Here is a 19,369-nt window from a genome sequence, read left to right on the forward strand (position 1 = left end):
CACTATCGAGAATACACATATGCTGCGGCGCCGCGAGGACTCAGCCCGCGAGCGTGGTGGCCTCGTCGCGCAGCATGATTTCCACCTCGGCCGCCGGCAGCCGCGCGAGCGAGGGCAGATCCAGGCCGCGCCGCTCCGCCAGGCGCGCGGCGATGGCGAAGCCCAGCGCATAGCCGCTACGTGCAGGGATATCGCGCACATAGCCGTAGCTGAGATAGCGCGCCCGCGCCTCGCCGCCCGTCGCGCCGAGCAGCGGCAGCACCTCCCGCGCGACGCGGCGCAGCAGGCCCGCGTCAATCGCGGCGAGCGCCGCGTCGCCCAACAGCACCTCCTGGCGCGAGGCCCCGGGATGCAGCATCGCGCAGGCCTGCACCGCCAGGCCTTCCTTCCAGATGCCGAGCCACAACGGGTCGCCGCCGGGCAGCACCAGGGAGGGATTCACCTGGTGGTGGTAGAGGTGGAAGGATTCATGGTCGAGCAGGATCGCGAGGTCAGCGTTCTGGCCATGCACACGCACCACGCTGTCGGGGCCGATGAACAGCGCCGGGCCGTCGGGCAGGACGCGCACCCGCGCATCGAACCAGAAGAAGGAGGGCAGCACCGTCACCGAGGCCGGCGCGGCGTCCGGCAGCGCCAGCGCGAAGCGCGCCGCATGCGCGCGCCATCGCGAAGGGAAGGCCAGCGACAGGCGCCGCACCTCTGGCGCCATCGGCATGAAGGCGACGAGCCACTGGGCGAGGTCGACGCGGCCGATCCCCGCCGCGCGATAGGCGGCGATCTGCGGGACGAAGAACGCGTCCCTGATCGCGAGCGCGTGGGCATTGGTGTCGGCCGCCGCGTGCCGGTCGAACACGTCCCAGAAGACGGGCATCAGGTCCTGCATCGCCGCACCCTGCGCCATGGCGCGCGTTGTGCAGAGCGCGCCGGCGACGGCGATGAATGCGCGTCGCCTCATCGGTTCAGGCGAGCGCCAGCGGGGCCGTCTGCGCATCATCCTTCAACACCTCGCCGGCGAGATAGAGGCTGCCGCAGATCAGCACGCGCCCAGGCGGGCCGGCGATGCGCGCCAGCGCATCGGCGATGCGCGGACCCGCCTGCGCAACGCCGCCCGAAGCCGCGACGATATCCTCGACCGGCATCGCGAGGTGCTGCCCGGGTTCGGCCACGGCGTAGATCGCGTCCGCGAGGCCGAGCAGCGGGTGCAGGAACTCCCCGCTCGCCTTGCCCTTCTTCATGCCGACGACGAGGTGCAGCGGCCTGTCGCGCCAGGCCGGCAGATGCCCGGCGAGCGCCTGGCCCGCCCCGGCATTGTGTCCGCCATCCAGCCACAGCTCCCACCCCGGCGGCAGCATGTGCGCGAGCGCCCCGTGCAGCCGCTGCAGCCGCGCGGGCCAGGTAGCCGAGGCGATCCCGCGCGCGATCTCGACCTGCGTCAGCCAGGGCGGGTCCCAGGCACGCAGGGCCGTGATGGCAATGCCGGCATTTTCGAACTGGTGCGGACCGGGCAGCGCGGGCGCGGGCAGGTCCAGAGTGGCGCGCGCGTCGCGATAGCGCATCCCACCATTATGGGGTTCCGCGCTCCACGCGCTGCCGCGCGCGAGCACCGGCGCGTCCTGTGCCGCCGCGACCTCCGCGACCACGGCGGCGGCGTCCGGCGCATGCAGCGCGGTGGCGCAGGGCACGCCGGGCTTGATGATGCCCGCCTTCTCGAAGGCGATGGCTGCGAGCGTGTCGCCGAGAAATTCCATGTGGTCCATGGACAGGCTGGTGATGGCGGTCGCGACCGGCGTGTCGATGACGTTGGTCGCGTCGTAGCGACCGCCGAGGCCGACTTCGAGGATCAGCAGATCCGCCGGCACCTCCGCGAAAAGCCAGAAGGCGGCGGCGGTGGTGATCTCGAAGATCGTGATCGGCGCGCCGGCATTCACCCGTTCCGCCAGCTCGAAGGCGTCGCTCAGTGCGGTCTCGCTCACCAGCTCACCAGCGAGCCGGATGCGCTCGGCGAAACGGACCAGATGCGGGGAGGTGAAGACGTGCACGCGCAGGCCTGCCGCCTCCGCGATGGCGCGGAGGAAGGCGCAGGTGCTGCCCTTGCCGTTGGTGCCGGCGACATGGATCACAGGCGGCAGTCGCCGCTCCGGGTGACCGAGTGCCGCGAGCACGCCCCACATCCGGTTCAGGCTGAGGTCGATCAGCCGCGGATGCAGCGCGTGAAGTCGCTCAAGGATGGCCTCGCTGCGGCCCTGGGTCATGGCGCGTCAGCTGGTCGCGGCGGGTTCCGGCGGCGGCAGCGCGATCAGCGGCTCGACCACCGGCTCGGGCTCGGGCGGCACCACCAGCGGCACACGCAAAAGGCCAATAATGCGGCCGAGCGTCTCGCGCATTGCGCCGCGCGCGACCACCAGGTCGAGGATGCCGTGCTCGAGCAGATACTCGGCGCGCTGGAATCCCTCGGGCAGTTTTTCGCGCACCGTCTGCTCGATGACCCGTGCGCCGGCGAAGCCGATGAGCGCGCCCGGCTCCGCGATCTGGATGTCGCCCAGCATGGCGAAGCTCGCCGTCACGCCGCCCGTGGTCGGGTCGCACATGACCACGATGAAGGGCAGCCCGGCCTCCTTCACCAGCCGCGTCGCGATCACGGTGCGCGGCATCTGCATCAGGCTCACAGCGCCTTCCTGCATGCGCGCGCCACCCGAGGCGGTGAAGACGATCAGCGGCGCGTCCTGAAGCACGGCGAGGCGCGCGGCGGTGACGATGCCCTCGCCCACGCCCGCGCCCATCGAGCCGGCCATGAAGGCGAATTCGAAGGCCGCGACGACGGCGCGATGGCCCTCGATGGTGCCGTGTGCCACGGCGATCGCGTCATCCATTGCGGATTTCGCCTGCGCCTCGCGCAGCCGATCCGCGTAGCGGCGCTGGTCGCGGAAGCGCAGCGGGTCGGTGGGGACGCGCGGCAGCTCGATGCGGCTGAAGCCGGCGTCGAAGGTGTATTCCAGCCGGCGAGCCGCGCCGATGCGCATGTGGTGGCCGCAATGCGTGCAGACATGCAGCGCGCGCTCGAGGTCGCGATGGAAGATCATCTGCTCGCAGGCTTCGCATTTGTGCCAGAGATTCTCCGGCACCTCCCGCGGCGCGCCGAACAGCGTCTTGATCTTGGGCAGCGCCCATTCGCTGATCCAGTTCATCGGCGGATCTCCTCTGCCAGGGCCCGCACCGCGTCCAGCACCTTCCGCACGGTGTCGGGCTTCGCGCGGCCCTGCTCATCGAGGCTGCCGGCCAGCACATCGACCAGCGCGGTGCCGACGGCGGCGCCATCGCCGATGGACGCCGCCTCGGCCGCCTGCGCGGGCGTGCGGATGCCAAAGCCGATCACGAGGGGAAGGTCCGTATGCGCACGTATGCGCGGAATCTCGGCCGTGAGCGATTCACGCGTCGCACTCTTCGTCCCCGTGATGCCGAGAATCGCGACGTAGTAGACGAAGCCCGACGTCGCCGCGAGCACGCGCGGCAGCCGCGCATCATCGGTGGTGGGTGCCACCAGCCGGATCAGATCCAAGCCATGCGCGCGCGCATCGGGCTCGATCTCATCCGCCTCCTCGGGCGGCACGTCGACGATGATGAGGCCATCGACGCCGGAGGACGCCGCCTCGGTGCAGAACCGCGCGATGCCGTAGGTGAGAATGGGGTTGTAGTAGCCCATCAGAACCACCGGCGTCGTCGCATCTTCGGCACGGAAATCGCGCACGAGCGCAAGCACGCGCGACAGCGTGGCACCCGCCTTGAGCGCGCGCTGCGCGGAGAGCTGGATGGAGGGGCCATCGGCCATCGGGTCGGTGAAGGGCATGCCGATTTCGAGGATATCGGCACCCGCGCCCGGCAGCCCGCGCAGGATGGCGAGCGAGGTCGCGGGGTCGGGGTCGTAGGCCTGGAGGTAGGTGACCAGAGCCCCACGGCTGCCCTTGAGGCTCTCGAACCGCGCGGCGATGCGGCTCATAGACGCTCTCCGAGCAGCTTCGCCACGGTGAAGATGTCCTTGTCGCCGCGGCCGCACATGTTCATCACGATGATCTTGTCCGCATCCATATCCGCGGCGAGGCGCAGCGTCGCGGCCAGCGCGTGCGCGGGTTCCAGGGCGGGGATGATGCCCTCGAGGCGCGAGCACAACTGGAACGCATCCAGCGCGTCGTCATCGGTGGCACTCACGTATTGGACGCGGCCGATCTCGTGCAGCCAGGAATGCTCCGGGCCGACGCCGGGATAGTCCAGCCCGGCGCTGATCGAATGCGCCTCCTGCACCTGGCCGTCATCATCCTGCAGCAGGTACATGCGGTTGCCGTGCAGCACGCCAGGCCGGCCTTTGGAGAGCGACGCCGCGTGCTCATGCGTATCCAGACCGCGCCCTGCGGCCTCGACGCCGAACATCTCCACCGACGAATCATCGAGGAACGGATAGAACAGGCCCATCGCGTTGGACCCGCCGCCGATCGCGGCGACCAGCGCATCGGGCAGGCGTCCCTCGGCGGCCTGCATCTGCACGCGCGTCTCCTCGCCGATCACGCTCTGGAAATCGCGCACCATCATCGGATAGGGGTGCGGGCCGGCGACGGTGCCGATGCAGTAATAGGTGTCGGTGACGTTCGCGACCCAGTAGCGCAGCGCCTCGTTCATTGCGTCCTTCAGCGTGCCGGCGCCGGCGGTCACCGGGCGCACTTCCGCGCCGAGCAGCTTCATGCGGAACACGTTGGGCTGCTGCCGCTCGACATCAGTCGCGCCCATGAAGACGGTGCAGGGCAGGTCGAACAGCGCGCAGGCTGTGGCGGTGGCCACACCATGCTGGCCGGCGCCGGTCTCGGCGATGATGCGCGTCTTGCCCATCTTCTTGGCCAGCAGGATCTGGCCGAGCACGGCATTGATCTTGTGCGCGCCGGTATGGTTCAGCTCGTCGCGCTTGAAGTAGATTTTCGCTCCCTTGCCGGGCGCAGCCGTCTTTCGGACATGCGCGGTCACGCGCTCGGCGAACCACAGCGGGCTCGGGCGGCCGACGTAGTCCGTCAGCAGTCGGCGCCATTCATCCTGGAAGGCCTGGTCGGTCTTGGAGGATTCATAGGCGGCCTCGACCTCGAGGATCAGCGGCATCAGCGTCTCGGCGACGAAGCGGCCGCCGAACTGGCCGAAGCGGCCGCGGCTGTCAGGGCCTTGGCGGAAGGAGTTTGGGATTTCGTTCACAGGCGATTCCTCAGCGAAGGCGTCACATAGCGTCGCGGGCGCGGTTTCGCTACCCGGCGCGGGCGGCGCGGATGAAATCGGCGATCAGGCGCGGGTCCTTCACGCCCCGCGCGCGCTCGACCCCGGAGGAGACATCGACCCCCGGCGCGCCCGAGGCGCGGATGGCCTCGGCCACATTGGCAGGCGTCAGCCCCCCCGCCAGCAGCCAGGGTTTTGGCACGTCGCGCCCCGCCATCAGCCCCCAGTCGAAGGGCGCGGCATTGCCGCCGGGGAGTGCGGCGCCGGGCGGCGGCTTCGCGTCGAGCAGGAAGCGGTCCACCACTGGCGCGAAGCCGGCCAGGGCATCCAGATCGGCGGCCTCGGCGATGCCCAGCGCCTTCATCACGGGCACGCCGAAGCGCGCGCGCACCGCCGCGCAGCGCGCCGGGTCCTCCTCGCCATGCAATTGGATCAGGTCGAGCGGGCAGACATCAAGCACCGACGCGATGGCCGCATCGGTCGGGTCCACGAAAAGCCCCACCCGGCCCGGGCCGCCGGCGTGGCGCCGGGACAGCGCGCCCGCTTCGGCCGGCGTGACGGCGCGCGGAGAGGCCGGGAAGAACACGAAGCCCAGCAGATCGGCGCCGCTCGCCAACGCCGCATCGAAGCCGATCGCGTCCTTGATGCCGCAGATTTTGACGATCATGCGAGGCTCGCCTCGATCGCACGCGCCGCCGCGGCCGGGTCCGGCGCGCCGGTGATGGGCCGGCCCACGACGATCCAGTCGGCGCCGGCGGCCACCGCCTCGGCGGGCGTGGCGGTGCGTGCCTGGTCGCCCGCGTCACTGCCGGGCGGGCGCACGCCGGGTACCACCAGGAAGGGTTCCTCGCCAAGCGCGTCGCGCAGCATCGCGACCTCGCGCGGCGAGCAGACCAGCCCATCGGCACCAGCCGCCATGGCCATCCGAGCGAGACGCAGCACCTGCGCGGCGGGGTCGTCGGCGATGCCCGTCTGCCGCAGCGCCGCGTCATCCATGCTGGTGAGCACCGTGACCGCGAGCAGCATCGGCCGTAGGCCGCCGGCGCGTTCCGCCGCCTCCCGCGCGGCGGCAATCATCGCCGCACCGCCCGCGGCGTGCAGCGTCAGCATCGCGGGTGCGAGCGGCAGCAGGCTGCGTACCGCGCCCGCCACCGTGTTCGGGATGTCGTGCAGCTTGAGGTCCAAAAACACTGGCAGTGGGCGCGCGACCTTCGCCGGCCCCAGCGCGCAGAACAGCTCCAGCCCGACCTTCAGCAGCCCACAGCAGGGCGCGAGCATGGCCGACAGCGCATCCGCTCGTGCAGCTTCCCCGGTATCAATAGCCGCGATGATCCTCGCTTGGGCGCTGCGCGGCCGCGCGATCACGCCACAGGGCGGAGCGCGCGCGAGGCCCCGTTCACGTCCCGCTGCCGTTCGGTCTCGGCCTCGGCGCGATAGCGCGCCAGTTCCATCTCCAGCGTCTGGACCTGCCCGCGCAGGTCGCGGGCGCGACCGCGCGCGGGCAGCGAAGCGAGCCAGGCGATGATCGCACCGAGGAGGAAGAACACCCCGGCGATGATCAGCACCGCGAGCGACAGCGGCACCTGCCACGCCAGGTCGAAGGGCCACAGCCGCAGCGCCACCGGCGCGGAATTGCTCAGCGCGAACAGCACGATGACCAGCACGAAGGGCCCGATCAGCAACCAGCGCAGCATGACAAAACCTCCCTCAGGCGGGCACCGCCGCGCGGCGCGCAGCGGCCGGGCGGGGCTTGGTCCCCTCATTCACCCGCTCGCGCAATTCCTTGCCCGGCTTGAAATAGGGCACCGCCTTGGCCGAGACCTCAACGGCCTCCCCGGTGCGTGGGTTGCGCCCCAGGCGCGGGTCACGCCGCTTGGTCGAGAAGGCGCCAAAACCGCGCAGCTCCACCCGTTGGCCGCGGGCCAGCGCCGCGGTCACCTCCTCGAAGATGGTGGCCACGATCAGGTCGATATCCTGCTGCCGCAGATGCGGGTTCTCCGCCGCCAGCTGCGCGATCAACTCCGATTTGGTCATCCGGCCAGTCCCCTCGCGTCAGAGCAAAGGCTGCCAGATGGCGCGCGGTCCGTCAACGCCAAGCCATTCAGAAAAAAGGCTTTTTACGACAAACCCGATGGTGCTCTGAAACCAGCGCTCGGTGCGGCTGCGGGTCTCGATGGCGCGGATCGGCAGGCTGTCCGGCACTTGGCGTTCGGCTGCCAGCCAGGCGCGCGCCTCGCGCTCGCCACCGATCGCGTCCACCAGCCCAAGGCCCACCGCCTCGCGCCCCGTCACCACGCGGCCATCGGCCAGCTCGCGCACGCGCGCCTCATCCATGTGGCGCCCGGTCGCGACCATGCGGATGAACTGGCCGTGCAGCTCCCCGATCAGCCGTTCCATCGCGGCACGACCCTCGGGGGAGAGGGCGCGGAATGGGCTCGGCTGGTCCTTCAGCGGGCCCGAGGCGATCACCTCCGGCTGCACGCCGAGACGGGACATAAGCTCGACGACGTTGAAGCTCTGCAGGATCACCCCGATCGAGCCGGTGATCGTTGCCTCGCGCGCCAGAACCCGATGCGCCGGCATCGCGATCATGTAGCCGGCCGATGCCGCGAGGCCGCCCATGGTGGCGATCACCGGCTTCGTTTCGGCAAAGCGCGCGATGGCACCGTGCAGCGCCTCGCCCCCGGACATCGACCCGCCGGGGCTGTTGATCTCAAGGATCAAGGCACGGACGTTCGTGTCGCGCGCGGCGCGGTCGATCGCCTCGATCACGCGGCGATCATCGCCGATGGTGCCGGCGACGGTGAGCCGCGCCACATGCTCGCCGCCGCGCGCCCCGGCCATGAGGCCGCGCCCGGACAGGGAAGCCACGGCGATCGCGCCGAGCACCGCGACGATGGCAAGGGCACGCCAGAAGGACAGGCGGCGCTTGATGCGGCGACGGTCGGTCAGCAGGTCGGCGTCGAGGGACACGGGGGACATCCGGATTGTACCCGCCTTGAATGGCGCGCGCGACGCCGCGCGGCAAGGGGCCGGGTGTCTTCCATATGCCCCTGGAGGCGCGCGGCAGGATCGGTGATAAGCTGCCCGCAACACGAGGAGAGCAGCCATGGGCGGACATATTCTGGGTGAGCGCGAGAAGGCGCTCGAGGACGCGTTCTTCGCACGCCACAACCAGGCGCTGGTGCAGAAGCTGCGCGATGAGGACCAGGCGAAGACCCGCCGCGCCGCCATCGCCGCGGCCTCGGGCATCACCGACGAGGCGCTGCTGGACAAGCTCGCCGAGATGAAGATCGGGCCCGAGATGCTGGCCGCCATCGCCTATGTGCCGCTGGTCCTGATCGCCTGGGCCGATGGCAGCCTCGATGCGCGGGAACGCGAGGCGGTGCTGGCCGGCGCCAAGGAAGGCGGGCTCGACGAACACCCCGAGGCCCGCGGCCTGCTCGACGCATGGCTCGCCGCCCCGCCGCCGCCCTCGCTGTTGGTCGCCTGGCGCGGCTACGTGCAGGCGATCGCGGCAACCATGTCGGTCACCGAGCGCGACAGCCTCCGGCGCGAGATCCTGGGTCGCGCGCGGCGCGTGGCCGAAGCCACCGGCGGCTTCCTGGGCCTGGGCGGCAAGGTTTCCGCCGCCGAGGAGGCGGTGCTCGCCAACCTCGATACCGCCTTCGTGGGCGCGGCATGATCGTCGACCTGCGGATCTACACCTGCATCCCGAACCGCATGGGCGAGTTCGTCGCGCTGTACGAGGCCGAGGCCTGGCCGATCCAGAAGCAGTATCTGGGCAATTGCCTGGGCTGGTACACGACGGTGGAAGGCGCGCTGAACTCCGTGGTGCACCTGTGGGGCTATGCGGACCAGGGCGACCGCGAAAAGCGGCGCTCGGCCATGGCGGCCTCGCCCGAATGGCAGGCCTACCTCGCCAAGGCGGCGCAGCTGGGTGCAATCCAGCACATGGAGAACCGCATCCTGAAGCCCACCGGCTTCTTCGAGGCGTTCAAGCCCCAGGCCTGAGCAGCCGCGCCTTGATCCAGACGGACAGCGCCGCTACCAGCACGGCGGCCAGGATGAAGCCCGCCGGATAGCCGGCGCGGCCGATCACCGCACCGAACAGCAGCGACCCCAGGCTCTGGCCGAAGAACAGGGCCATGGCGAAGGCGGAAACCGCGGTGGCGCGCGCTTCGGGCAGCGCCTCGGTCGCGCGCGCCTGCAGCACGCCGTGGAACATGAAGAAGGCGAGCCCGGCGATCACCTGCAGCGCCGCGACCACCCCCCAATGCGGCGCCACCGCGAAGCCCAGCATGATGGCGGCCAGCAGCAGCCCGCCGGCGAGGACCAGCCCGCCCTCGCCGAGCCGCGCGACGAGCCAGGGCGCGGCGCGGGTATAGGCGAAGGCCCCGACGCCGAACCCCGCGACGCCGAGCCCGGCCTCGGCGGGGGAGAGGTGAAAATCCTCGATGAGGAAGGCGCCGATGAAGGGGAAGGCGCCGCCGAACAGCAGAAACCCGTCGAGTGTCGCGGCCAGCAGCAGGCGCCGGCCGGCCTTGCGGCGAAGGATGTTCAGAAAGCCCGACAGGCCGAACCCGCGCGGCGAGGGCCCCTCCGGCCGCCGCCACAGGTCGGGGCCGAGACGCAGCGCGAGTGGAACGACGCAGCCGAAGGACAACACGCCGAGCAGGACGAAGGCGGCGCGCCAGCCGAAGAACTCGCCCACCACGCCCGCCGCAGGGCCGGCCAGCAGCTGCGCCATCACCATGCCGGTGAGGAAGCGACCCAGCACCGCCTGGCGGTTTTCGTAGGCGACAGTGTCGCCGATCCAGGCGAGCGCCAGCGGGATGATGGCGCCGGCGGCGAGCCCGGTGAGGGCGCGCAGCGCGGCCATCAGGCTCAGGCTGCTGGCAAGCACGGTCGCCGCCGTGAGGATGGCGTAGAGCACGACCGCGAGGCAGATGACGCGCAGCTTGCCATGCCGATCACCGACCGGCCCGACCACGATCTGGCCGGCGCCATAGGCAATGGAGAAGGTGGCGATCACGACCGAGACCGCGGCGATGCTCACGCCGAACTCCGCACCCACCATCGGCAGCAGTGGGTCCAGCATGCGCATGCCGCAGCCGGAGGCGAAGCCGGCCATGGCGAGCCAGGGAAGGATCTCGATGCCGGGCGGGCGGGACAAACGGCAGCCTTTCAGTGGCGCGGCCGCGGCTACGGCAGCGCCTGCAATTGGCCCTCGACGGCGCTTCGCCAAGGCGCATTCGGCGGCGCATCGGCCAGCAGGCGTTGCCAGGTTGCGCGCGCCACCTCCGGCCGGCCGCCGCGCGCGGCTGCGAGTCCATCGAGGAAGCGCAGCCGAGCCTCGCCCGGCCGTTCGGCGAGAGCGCGTTGCAACAGCCGTGCCGCGGCGGCGATCTGGCCGCGCTCGATCTCGATCTCCGCGACATCGGCGGCGATGCCGGCATCGAAGCGGATCGCCAGCGCCTGGGTCCAGGCCTCCGCGGCCTGGGCGAAGCGCCCGCGGGCGCTTTCCGCATTGCCGAGCAGTACCAGGCCCTGCCGCAGCTCCGCGCCGCCGGCCGGCAGGCGGGCAAGACGGTCGCGCAGGGTCGCGACCAGCGCATCCTCCTGCTCCAGCTGCACGCGGCGCTCGGCGTAGGGGGCGGAGGGCATCTCGGGGAAGCCGCCGAACAGGTACAGCGTGAGCGACAGCAGCGGCACCAGCAGGATGGCGGCGACCAGCGGCCGCGATGCGCCAGCGCGCGCGGCGCCGGTGTCCTCGGCAGGAGCGGCGAGCAGGCGGCGCTGCAGTTCCAGCAGGGCGCCGCGATGGGCGGCCGCGTCCATGCGGCCCTCGGCCAGCTCACGGTCGATCTCGGCGCGCTGGGCGGTGAAGAGAGCGCGGTCCGCCTCGGCGCGACCGCGGGTGCTCGCGGGGCGCAGCAGCGCCCAGGCGAGCGGCGCCAGCGCCACCACGGCGAGGCCCAGAATCAACAGCCAGGTCATGCCCGCGGCGTCTCGTCCAATTGCGCGAGGCGCCGGCGTTCGGCCTCGGTAAGGGGTGCGGGTTCGGGGGCCGCGGCGGCGCGGCGGCGCATGGTGCGGATGGCGAGGATGCCGCCGAGCAGGGCCAGGGCGGGCGTTGCCCAGAGCAGCGCGGTCGCGGCGTTCACCGGCGGGCGCAGCAGCACGAAATCCCCGTAGCGGGCATGCACGAATTCGATGATGCGGGCGTCGTCATCGCCCGCGACCACGCGTTCGCGTACGATGCGGCGGAGGTCGGCGGCGACGGCCGCGTCGGAATCCTCGATGGACTGGTTCTGGCAGACGAGGCAGCGCAGGTCGCGCCCGATGGTCTGCGCCCGTTCCTCCTGCGCCGGGTCGCGCAGCCGGTCCTCGGGATTGCCGACCGCCGCGAGTGCGGGCGTGGTGAACAGCAGCAGGATGATCAGCGCGCGGATCATGCGTAGCGACGCAGCAGGGGCGTGAGGTCCTGGTCGAAGACCTCGGGCGTGATCGGGCCCGCCCAGCGCCAGCGCACCAGGCCCTCCTTGTCGAGGAAGTAGGTCTCGGGCACGCCATACACACCCCAGTCGATGGCGACGCGGCCCGGCGCATCGACGCCCAATCGCGTGAACGGATTGCCGTGGCGCGTGAGGAAGGCCTGCGCGCCGGGCAGCTGGTCCTTGTAGTTCACGCCGAAGACCGGCACGCCCTGGCGCGCGAGGCGCATGAGCTGCGGATGCTCGACGATGCAGGGCACGCACCAGCTCGCCCAGAAATTCACCACGGCCGCCCGGCCGAGACCGCGCAGGTCGGCGGCCGCAAGCGCCGGCTTGTCGATGCCCTCCATCGCCGGCAAGGAAAAATCCGGCACCGGGCGGCCGACCAGCGTCGAGGGCACGCCGCGGGGATCAAAGCTGCCCGTGCGCATGCCGTTCAGCATGGCGTAGAACCCAACGCCGCACCCGGCCGCGACGCCGAGCGGCGCGAACAATAGCCACTTCCGGCGCGACGTCTTCGCGACCTCGCTCATGCGGGCGACGTCGCCCCCTTGGGTGCGGGTGCCGAGACGCGCGTGCGCCGATCCGACAGCGACAGCCCGCCGCCCAGCGCCATCACCAGCGCGCCGATCCAGATCCACGGCGCCATCGGGTTGCGGTGCAGCCGCAGCACCGCCGCGCCATCGCGCTCATCCCCCATCACCGCATAGAGATCCTGGAACACGTTGGTGTGGATCGCGGCCTCGGTCGTGTTCATGCGCGCCACCGGGAACCAGCGCCGCTCCGGCTCCAGCACCGTCACGACAGCGCCGTCGCGCGAAATGGTCACCGTCGCGCGCCGCGCCGACCAGTTCGGCCCGACCACGTCGCGCACCTCATCGAGCCGCCATTCATACCCGGCCAGGCGATGCGTCTCCCCAGGCCTCAGCGAGACAAGCGCATCGGTCGCAAGCCCCATCCCCGCCAGCCCCGCGATCGTCACGCCCAACCCCGCATGCCCGAGCGCCGCGCCCCAGGCCGCGCGCGGCAGATTGCGCGCGCGGTTGAACGCATTGCGCGCGCTGGTGCGGAACACGCCCACCCGATCCGTCACATCGGCCACCGCGCCGAGCAGCAGCCACGCCGCCGCGCCAAACCCGATCGCCGGCCACACCGGCGCACCCAGCACGATCTGCGCGACCAGCCACACGCCGAACGCGCCCAGCATCGCCCACCACAGCCGCTGCAACGCGCCCCACAGCCCCGCGCGCTTCCACGACAGCATCGGCCCCACCGCCATCGCCGCGATCAGCGGAGCCGCCAGCGGCGCCGTCGCCGTGTTGAAGAAAGGCGGCCCCACGGAAATCTTCACGCCCAGAATCAAATCCGCGAACATCGGATACAGCGTACCCACCAGCACCACCGCCAAAATCGAGCACAGCAGCAGATTGTTCAGCACCAGCGCGCCCTCACGCGACACCGGCGCGAAAATCCCGATCGGCGACAACCGCCCCGCGCGCCAGGCAAACAGCGCAAACGCGCCCCCGACATACACCATCAACAGCGCCAGAATGAACACGCCGCGCGACGGATCACTCGCAAAGGAATGCACCGAATTCAGCACCCCCGATCGCACCAGAAACGTCCCCAACAGCGACATCGCAAAGGCCAAAATCGCCAGCAGCACCGTCCAGGTCTTCAGCGCCTCGCGCTTCTCGACCACGATCGCCGAATGCAGCAACGCCGCCCCGGCCAACCACGGCAGCAGCGACGCATTCTCCACCGGATCCCAGAACCAGAACCCGCCCCACCCCAACTCATAATAAGCCCACCAAGACCCCAGCGCGATCCCGAGCGTCAGAAACGACCACGCCGCCAGCGCCCAGGGCCGGACCCAGCGCCCCCACGCCGCATCCACCCGCCCCTCGAGCAAGGCCGCCACCGCAAAGGCAAACGTCACCGCATACCCGACATAGCCGAGGTAAAGCAGCGGCGGATGAAACGCCAAGCCCGGATCCTGCAAAATGGGATTCAACCCATTCCCATCCACCGCCGCGGGCCACACCCGATCAAACGGATTCGACGTGAAAATGATGAACGCCAAAAATCCCAGCGCAATAAACCCCAACACCCCAATCACCCGCGCCTGCAACGACGTCGGCAAGTTCCGCCCAAACCCCGCCACCGCCCCACCACACAACGCCAGGATCAGGACCCACAGAACCATCGACCCCTCATGGTTCCCCCAAGCCCCACTCAACTTGTACAGCAACGGCTTCGCCGAATGACTGTTCGCCACCACGTTCGACACCGTCGTGTCGTTCACCGCGAAACACCACAACAACGCCCCAAACGCCGCCCCAACCGCAATCAACTGCCCCACCGCCAACGCCGGCGCCGCCGCCATTGCGCGCGAAGCCCCCACATGCGCGCCCCACACCGGCACCACCGCCTGAAACAACGCCAGCGCACACGCCAACGCCAACGCAAAATGGCCAAGCTCGGGGATCATGCGGCGCGGCTTTCGTGAGGGAGGAAGCAAGGCCAGGGGCTCCGCCCCTGGACCCCGCGAGGATCGTGTCGATCCTCGACCTCCATTTGTTGGTTGTTGAGATTGGGAAGTGTGTGCTTGCGGTGATGGGCCGGGTTGGGGAGGGGGCGCATCAAGGGCGCGCGCTTCGTCGTAGGGCGATCCACGCGCCCCCTCCCCAACCCGGCACGCCTTCGGCGAGGCTCAACACCCTCCCCAAACCCAGGACCAACAAAGGGGGGTCCAGGGGCCACAGGCTCCTGGCGGGGGTCGAGGGGGCGGAGCCCCCCGCCTTGCTTGCCTCCCCTCACGACCCGCTCCGCGTGTTCCACGTGCTGGCCGCTGGGGCGGGGCCTTGGGTGGGGTTCCAGTGGCCGCTCCGGCGCAGCGCGTCCGCCACTTCGGGGGGCATGTAGGCTTCGTCGTGGCGCGCCAGGACTTCGGAGGCGCGGAAGGTGCCGTCGGGGGAGAGGCGCCCGAGGGTGACGACGCCTTGGCCTTCGCGGAACAGGTCGGGGAGGACTCCGGTGTAGGTGACGGGGATGGTGTTGGCGCCGTCGGTGACGCGGAAGGTCGCGGCGGGGCGTCCGTCGGTGCCGAGGGCGCGTGTGACGCTGCCGGTTTCGACAAGGCCGCCGAGGCGGAAGGCGCGGCCGCCGGGCGGGGTTTCGCGTACGATGTCGGAGGGGGATTTGAAGAAGACCAGATTGTCCTGGAACGCGGTGAGCGTGAGGGCGGTGGCGCTGCCGATGCCGAGCGCGCAGAGGCCCACGATCATCAGGCGGCGGCGTTTGCGGGTCATGCGCGGGGGTCCAGCTCGGCGAGGCGGGCGCGGGCGGCGCGGTGGCGGAGGGCTGTGCCGAGTGCGAGGCTGCCGAAGACTAAGGCGACGAGGGCGTAGCTGATCGTCACGTGCCACCAATGGAGTGTCATGCGCGGGCGGCCTCGTGGCGACGGGCGCTGGCGAGTTCGAGGCCGCGGATGCGCCGTTCCATCACGGCGCTGCGAGTGCGCGCGAGGATCAGCGCCGTGAACAGCAGCGTGAAGCCGAGCGCACAGGTGAGCAGCGGATAGAGGATGTCCACGTGCAGGCCGGGTGCGGCGAGGCGTGTGACGCTGGCCGGCTGGTGCAGCGTGTTCCACCAGTCGACCGAGAATTTGATGATCGGCACGTTGACCGCCCCGACCAGCGCGAGGATGGCGCCGGCCCGCGCCCCGCGCTCGGGGTCGTCGAAGGCGCGCACCAGGGCGGCGTGGCCGAGCCAGAGGAAGAACAGGATCAGCACCGAGGTGAGACGTGCATCCCAGACCCACCAGGTGCCCCACATCGGCTTGCCCCAGAGGCTTCCCGTCGCCAGACACAGCGCGGTGGCGGCAGCACCCACCGGCGACATCTCGCGCGCGGCAAGGTCGGCCAGCGGGTGGCGCCAGATGAGCGACATCAGCGAGGCGATGACTAGCCCCGTGTAGCCGCCCATCGCAAGCCAGGCCATGGGGACGTGCACGTACATGATCCGGACCGTCTCGCCCTGCTGCCAGTCCGGCGGCGAGAAGGCGAGGCCCCAGGCTAGGCCGATACCGAGGACCAAGACCGTGGCTCCCCAAAGCCAGGGCATCACCTTGCCGGTCGTGCGCAGGAAGCGGCCCGGATTGGCGAATCGGTGCAGCCCGCCGCCGCGCGGGGGTGCCGAAGTCACTGTTGGGTCTTGGGTCCTGGCGTCCACGCGGTCAAACTAGGGGCTTCCGCGTAATCCTTGAAGGTCCCCCATGCTGTTCGCCGTCCGAATCACCGACAAGCCCGGCATGGGCGCCACCAGGCGCGGCGTCCGGGACGCCCATATCGCCTATCTTTCCGCCCATGCCGCCATGCTGGTGCTGGCCGGCCCGGTGATGGATGCCGAGGGCAATTCCATCGGCTCGGTGCGCCTGGTCGAGGCGGAGAACCGGCCGGCGGCGGAACGGCTCTGCGCGGAGGACCCCTTCGCGCTGGCCGGGTGCTTCGCGAGCGTGGAGATCGATCCCTACCGGATCGTGTTCCGCGACGGCCGCCTGGTCGAGTGAGAGGGCACCTCGATTGGGGCCGTGTAGCCATTCGGCGCGGTTCTGCGTTAAGGCATTGGCGCGCCCGCGCAGGCGGCCGCCAAGAACTGGGCCTGCCATGGGCAAACAGCATGCGGTCACCCGACCGGATCGCGCCCGATCGCAATCCCGCTTGAAGGAACAGGACCATGGACAAATTCCTCGACGGCCGCGGCGCGCTCGTCACCGGGTCGACCAGCGGCATCGGCCACGGCATTGCGTTGCTGCTCGCCAAGGCCGGCGCGAAGGTCATGCTCAACGGCTTCGGCAAGCCCGATGAGATCGCGAAGGCCCGCGCCGAGGTCGGTTCGCTGATGGGCGTGGCCGAGGCGCCCTACTCCGCCGCCGACCTGTCAAAGCCCGAAGCCGTGCGCCAGATGATCAAGGACGCCGAGGCCGCGCTTGGCACGCTTGACATCCTGGTGAACAATGCCGGCATCCAGGTCGTCGCCCCGATCGAGGAATTCCCCGACGACAAGTTCGACGCGATCATCGCGATCAACATGAGCAGCAATTTCCACGCGATCAAGGCGGCGCTGCCGGGCATGAAGGCGCGCGACTGGGGCCGCATCATCAACATCGCCTCCGCCCACGGCCTGCGCGGCAGCCCCCACAAGGTCGCCTACGTGATGGCCAAGCACGCCGTCGTCGGCATGACCAAGGTCGTCGCCCAGGAGGTCGCGCAGACGCCGATCACGGTGAACGCGATCTGCCCCGGCTTCGTGCGCACCCCGCTTGCCGAGGCGCAGCTCGCCCCGCTGGCAAAGGAGCATGGCGTCAGCGAGGAGGTCGCGCTGCGCGACTACCTGCTGGAGAAGCAGCCCTCCAAGCGCTGGATCGAGGTCGACGAGGTGGCGCAGATGGCGCTGTACCTGTGCGGCCCGGGCTCCGGCGGCGTGACCGGCACGGCGCTGTCCATCGACGGAGGCTGGACCTCAGCGTGAGGATGGGCGCGTGAGCGAGACGCCGGGGCCGAAGAAGCGCGTCAGTCTCGCACTCCAGGGTGGCGGCACGCATGGTGCCTTCACCTGGGGCGTGCTCGAGCGCCTGCTGGAGGAGGAGCGCCTGGAGATCGACGGCGTTTCCGGCACCTCCGCCGGCGCGATCAACGCAACGTTGGTGGTCCAGGGCCTGATCGAGGGTGGGGCGCCGGGGGCGATCGCGCTGCTCGACAAATTCTGGCGCGCGATCGGGGCGGGCCTGGCGATGAGCCCGTTGCAATCGACGCCGCTGGAGAAGGCGATCTGGGGCTACGACCTCACCTATTCGCTCGCCTACCGCACCTTCGACGTGATGGCGCGGATGCTCTCGCCCTATCAGATGAACCCCTTCCCCTTCGACTGGAACCCGCTGCGCCAGGCGCTGGAGAGGCACATCGACTTCACCATGCTGCAGAGCACGGTGAAGGCGCCGCGGCTGTTCGTCTCTGCCACCAACGTGCGCACCGGCAAGCCGCGCATCTTCTCGCGGCGCGAGATCACGCCCGATGCGCTGCTCGCCTCGGCCTGCCTGCCGCAGGTGTTCAAGGCGGTGGAGATCGACGGCGACCCGTATTGGGACGGCGGCTACCTCGGCAACCCCGCGCTGTGGCCGCTATATGAGCAGGGCGGCCCGCCGGACCTGATGCTGGTGATGCTCAACCCGTTGGTGCGCGACGAGATCCCCACCAACGCCTCCGATATCGTGAACCGGCTGAACGAGATCACCTTCAACGGCTCCCTGATGGCGGAGATGCGGGCAATCGATTTCGTGCAGCGCCTGCTCGACACCGGACGCCTCGAACAGCCGCGCTACCGGCGCCTATTCATCCATGTGGTCGAGGATGAGGACCGCATGCGCGGCTTCAAGCTCTCGACCAAGTTCAACGGCGACTGGGAATTCCTCGCCACGCTGCGCCAGTACGGGCGCGAGGCGGCGGATCGCTGGATCAAGGCCAACTTCGACAAGCTCGGGCGAGAGAGCAGCGCCGACGTGCGGTCGATGTATCTCTAATCCCGCCAGGGATGCTGCGCCCACAGCGCCGCATACTCGTCCCGCATCGCGCGCAGCGCGGTGAGGTAGGCGTCCGGCCCCAGGTAGCGCAGCGGCAGATCCTGCTGCGCCGCGGAGCGCAGAAACTCCTCGTCGCGCAGGGCGAACTCCACCGCGCCGGCCAGCCGCGCCAGCACCGGCGCCGGCATCCCCGCGGGTGCGGCGACGCCACGCATCGAGCTCTGCACGATGTCGAACCCCAGCTCGCGAAACGTTGGCAATTCCGGCACCGCGCTCCAGCGTCCATCGCGCATCTGCCCGAGCGCGCGCAACAGCCCCGCTCGTTGGTCTGGCAGCCCTTCCGCGATGTTCATCGCCGCCAGCTGGATGGTGCGCGACAGGATCGCATTGCGCACCTGCGACGAACCGGCGAACGGCACATGCAACAGCTGAATGCCGGCGATGCGCTCGAAGGCCAGCGTGGCGAGATGGTCGTCCGAGCCCACGCCCGTCGTGCCATAGGCGATCGTCCCCGGCGCCGCCCGCGCCGCCCTTACCAGATCATCGAGCGTGCGGATCGCACTGTCCCCATTCACCCAATAGCCGCAGGGGTCATCGACGATGTTCGCGATGGGCGAGAAATCCTCCAGCCGGTAGCGCGCCCGCCGCTCGATCGGGATGGTGACGATGTTCGGCGTGTTGATGAACCCGATCGTGTAGCCATCCGGCCGCGCGCGCGCCAGCTCGCCCCAGCCGATCTCGCCGCCCGCGCCGGCGCGATTGACGATCACCACCGACTGCCCAAGATCCTTCTCCATCGCGCGCCCCAAGGTCCGCGCCGCGACGTCCGTACCCCCGCCCGCGGCAAACGCCACGATCATCGTCACCGACCGCTCCGGCGACCAGGCGGATTGCGCCCGTGCCACCAACGGCACCACACCCAACGCCAAAGCCCGCCGCGTCACCCGCATCCGATCGCCCCCCGCGCACCGTGTCTTCCCGGCGCTTGAGGCGGATAGTGGCAGGCTGTTCGGAGGAGGCAAGGCCGGGGCCTTCGGCGTTTGAGCGC

General features: G+C 70.2%; 24 protein-coding genes. 5 read left to right on the forward strand and 19 right to left on the reverse strand.

Annotated elements, in window-relative coordinates; all coding sequences use genetic code 11:
• Positions 1-40: 40 nt before the first annotated feature.
• From GXW79_RS03265 to sppA, 10 genes are read right to left on the reverse strand one after another with little or no spacing between them, the layout of a single operon-like run.
• Entirely contained in the window at positions 41-955 is a 915-nt protein-coding gene (locus GXW79_RS03265; protein ID WP_211872813.1) for a hypothetical protein, read from the reverse strand.
• Between the two features lie 4 nt (positions 956-959).
• A complete protein-coding gene (locus GXW79_RS03270) occupies positions 960-2,252 on the reverse strand; it encodes a bifunctional folylpolyglutamate synthase/dihydrofolate synthase (RefSeq protein ID WP_211872815.1) in 1,293 nt (430 codons plus the stop codon).
• 6 nt (positions 2,253-2,258) lie between these two features.
• Positions 2,259-3,185, reverse strand: a complete 927-nt coding sequence (gene accD / locus GXW79_RS03275) for an acetyl-CoA carboxylase, carboxyltransferase subunit beta (RefSeq protein ID WP_211872820.1) — start codon at positions 3,183-3,185, stop codon at positions 2,259-2,261.
• The gene (gene trpA / locus GXW79_RS03280) at positions 3,182-3,994 is read right to left on the reverse strand and encodes a tryptophan synthase subunit alpha (RefSeq protein ID WP_211872822.1); all 813 of its coding nucleotides are present in this window, start codon (positions 3,992-3,994) and stop codon (positions 3,182-3,184) included. Before trpA ends, accD begins: the two co-directional genes overlap by 4 nt.
• Positions 3,991-5,226 carry a tryptophan synthase subunit beta gene (gene trpB, locus GXW79_RS03285; protein WP_211872824.1) on the reverse strand — a complete coding sequence of 412 codons (1,236 nt, stop codon included), beginning with the start codon at positions 5,224-5,226 and terminating at the stop codon, positions 3,991-3,993. The genes trpA and trpB overlap by 4 nt, the downstream gene beginning before the upstream one ends.
• A gap of 49 nt (positions 5,227-5,275) precedes the next feature.
• Complete coding sequence (locus GXW79_RS03290; RefSeq protein WP_211872826.1) at positions 5,276-5,911, reverse strand: phosphoribosylanthranilate isomerase; 636 nt, start codon at positions 5,909-5,911, stop codon at positions 5,276-5,278.
• Entirely contained in the window at positions 5,908-6,606 is a 699-nt protein-coding gene (gene pyrF / locus GXW79_RS03295; RefSeq protein ID WP_367614796.1) for an orotidine-5'-phosphate decarboxylase, read from the reverse strand. The genes GXW79_RS03290 and pyrF overlap by 4 nt, the downstream gene beginning before the upstream one ends.
• Positions 6,606-6,938: a LapA family protein gene (locus tag GXW79_RS03300; RefSeq protein ID WP_211872830.1), complete on the reverse strand. Its 333-nt coding sequence runs from the start codon at positions 6,936-6,938 to the stop codon at positions 6,606-6,608. The genes pyrF and GXW79_RS03300 overlap by 1 nt, the downstream gene beginning before the upstream one ends.
• 13 nt (positions 6,939-6,951) lie before the next feature.
• On the reverse strand, positions 6,952-7,278 hold the full coding sequence (locus GXW79_RS03305; RefSeq protein WP_211872832.1) for an integration host factor subunit beta: 327 nt from the start codon (positions 7,276-7,278) through the stop codon (positions 6,952-6,954).
• Between the two features lie 18 nt (positions 7,279-7,296).
• Positions 7,297-8,226, reverse strand: a complete 930-nt coding sequence (gene sppA / locus GXW79_RS03310) for a signal peptide peptidase SppA (RefSeq protein ID WP_211872834.1) — start codon at positions 8,224-8,226, stop codon at positions 7,297-7,299.
• 127 nt (positions 8,227-8,353) lie between these two features.
• Between sppA and GXW79_RS03315 the strand changes: the two genes are divergently transcribed.
• The gene (locus tag GXW79_RS03315) at positions 8,354-8,929 is read left to right on the forward strand and encodes a tellurite resistance TerB family protein (RefSeq protein ID WP_211872836.1); all 576 of its coding nucleotides are present in this window, start codon (positions 8,354-8,356) and stop codon (positions 8,927-8,929) included.
• The gene (locus GXW79_RS03320; protein ID WP_211872838.1) at positions 8,926-9,258 is read left to right on the forward strand and encodes an NIPSNAP family protein; all 333 of its coding nucleotides are present in this window, start codon (positions 8,926-8,928) and stop codon (positions 9,256-9,258) included. The genes GXW79_RS03315 and GXW79_RS03320 overlap by 4 nt, the downstream gene beginning before the upstream one ends.
• Here GXW79_RS03320 and GXW79_RS03325 read toward each other — a convergent pair.
• The 8 genes from GXW79_RS03325 to GXW79_RS03360 form a co-directional block, all read right to left on the reverse strand.
• Positions 9,242-10,420: an MFS transporter gene (locus GXW79_RS03325; RefSeq protein ID WP_211872840.1), complete on the reverse strand. Its 1,179-nt coding sequence runs from the start codon at positions 10,418-10,420 to the stop codon at positions 9,242-9,244. The genes GXW79_RS03320 and GXW79_RS03325 overlap by 17 nt on opposite strands.
• Before the next feature lie 29 nt (positions 10,421-10,449).
• Positions 10,450-11,244, reverse strand: coding sequence for a c-type cytochrome biogenesis protein CcmI (gene ccmI / locus GXW79_RS03330; protein WP_211872850.1), 795 nt, complete (start codon positions 11,242-11,244; stop codon positions 10,450-10,452).
• Positions 11,241-11,702 carry a cytochrome c-type biogenesis protein gene (locus GXW79_RS03335; RefSeq protein WP_211872858.1) on the reverse strand — a complete coding sequence of 154 codons (462 nt, stop codon included), beginning with the start codon at positions 11,700-11,702 and terminating at the stop codon, positions 11,241-11,243. Before GXW79_RS03335 ends, ccmI begins: the two co-directional genes overlap by 4 nt.
• Entirely contained in the window at positions 11,699-12,274 is a 576-nt protein-coding gene (locus tag GXW79_RS03340) for a DsbE family thiol:disulfide interchange protein (protein ID WP_211872860.1), read from the reverse strand. Before GXW79_RS03340 ends, GXW79_RS03335 begins: the two co-directional genes overlap by 4 nt.
• The gene (locus GXW79_RS03345) at positions 12,271-14,232 is read right to left on the reverse strand and encodes a heme lyase CcmF/NrfE family subunit (protein ID WP_211872862.1); all 1,962 of its coding nucleotides are present in this window, start codon (positions 14,230-14,232) and stop codon (positions 12,271-12,273) included. Before GXW79_RS03345 ends, GXW79_RS03340 begins: the two co-directional genes overlap by 4 nt.
• 325 nt (positions 14,233-14,557) lie before the next feature.
• Positions 14,558-15,052 (reverse strand): cytochrome c maturation protein CcmE, encoded by a 495-nt coding sequence (ccmE, locus tag GXW79_RS03350; protein ID WP_211872864.1) that lies wholly within the window; start codon positions 15,050-15,052, stop codon positions 14,558-14,560.
• The gene (gene ccmD, locus GXW79_RS03355) at positions 15,049-15,183 is read right to left on the reverse strand and encodes a heme exporter protein CcmD (RefSeq protein ID WP_211872866.1); all 135 of its coding nucleotides are present in this window, start codon (positions 15,181-15,183) and stop codon (positions 15,049-15,051) included. Before ccmD ends, ccmE begins: the two co-directional genes overlap by 4 nt.
• Positions 15,180-15,947, reverse strand: a complete 768-nt coding sequence (locus tag GXW79_RS03360; RefSeq protein WP_367614785.1) for a heme ABC transporter permease — start codon at positions 15,945-15,947, stop codon at positions 15,180-15,182. Before GXW79_RS03360 ends, ccmD begins: the two co-directional genes overlap by 4 nt.
• A 70-nt stretch (positions 15,948-16,017) precedes the next feature.
• Here GXW79_RS03360 and GXW79_RS03365 point away from each other — a divergent pair, with 70 nt between their 5' ends.
• The 3 genes from GXW79_RS03365 to GXW79_RS03375 all read left to right on the forward strand — a co-directional run bounded on the left by GXW79_RS03365 (position 16,018) and on the right by GXW79_RS03375 (position 18,321).
• A complete protein-coding gene (locus GXW79_RS03365) occupies positions 16,018-16,311 on the forward strand; it encodes a YciI family protein (RefSeq protein WP_211872868.1) in 294 nt (97 codons plus the stop codon).
• 167 nt (positions 16,312-16,478) lie between these two features.
• On the forward strand, positions 16,479-17,273 hold the full coding sequence (locus tag GXW79_RS03370) for a 3-hydroxybutyrate dehydrogenase (protein ID WP_211872870.1): 795 nt from the start codon (positions 16,479-16,481) through the stop codon (positions 17,271-17,273).
• 10 nt (positions 17,274-17,283) lie between these two features.
• The gene (locus tag GXW79_RS03375; RefSeq protein ID WP_211872871.1) at positions 17,284-18,321 is read left to right on the forward strand and encodes a patatin-like phospholipase family protein; all 1,038 of its coding nucleotides are present in this window, start codon (positions 17,284-17,286) and stop codon (positions 18,319-18,321) included.
• On the opposite strand, the gene GXW79_RS03380 is transcribed toward GXW79_RS03375, so the two are convergent.
• Entirely contained in the window at positions 18,318-19,271 is a 954-nt protein-coding gene (locus GXW79_RS03380; RefSeq protein WP_211872873.1) for a tripartite tricarboxylate transporter substrate binding protein, read from the reverse strand. The two genes, GXW79_RS03375 and GXW79_RS03380, sit on opposite strands and share 4 nt — an antisense overlap.
• Positions 19,272-19,369: the final 98 nt, after the last annotated feature.

The sequence above is a fragment of the Plastoroseomonas arctica genome, assembly GCF_018128965.1.
Taxonomy (GTDB): Bacteria; Pseudomonadota; Alphaproteobacteria; order Acetobacterales; family Acetobacteraceae; genus Plastoroseomonas; species Plastoroseomonas arctica.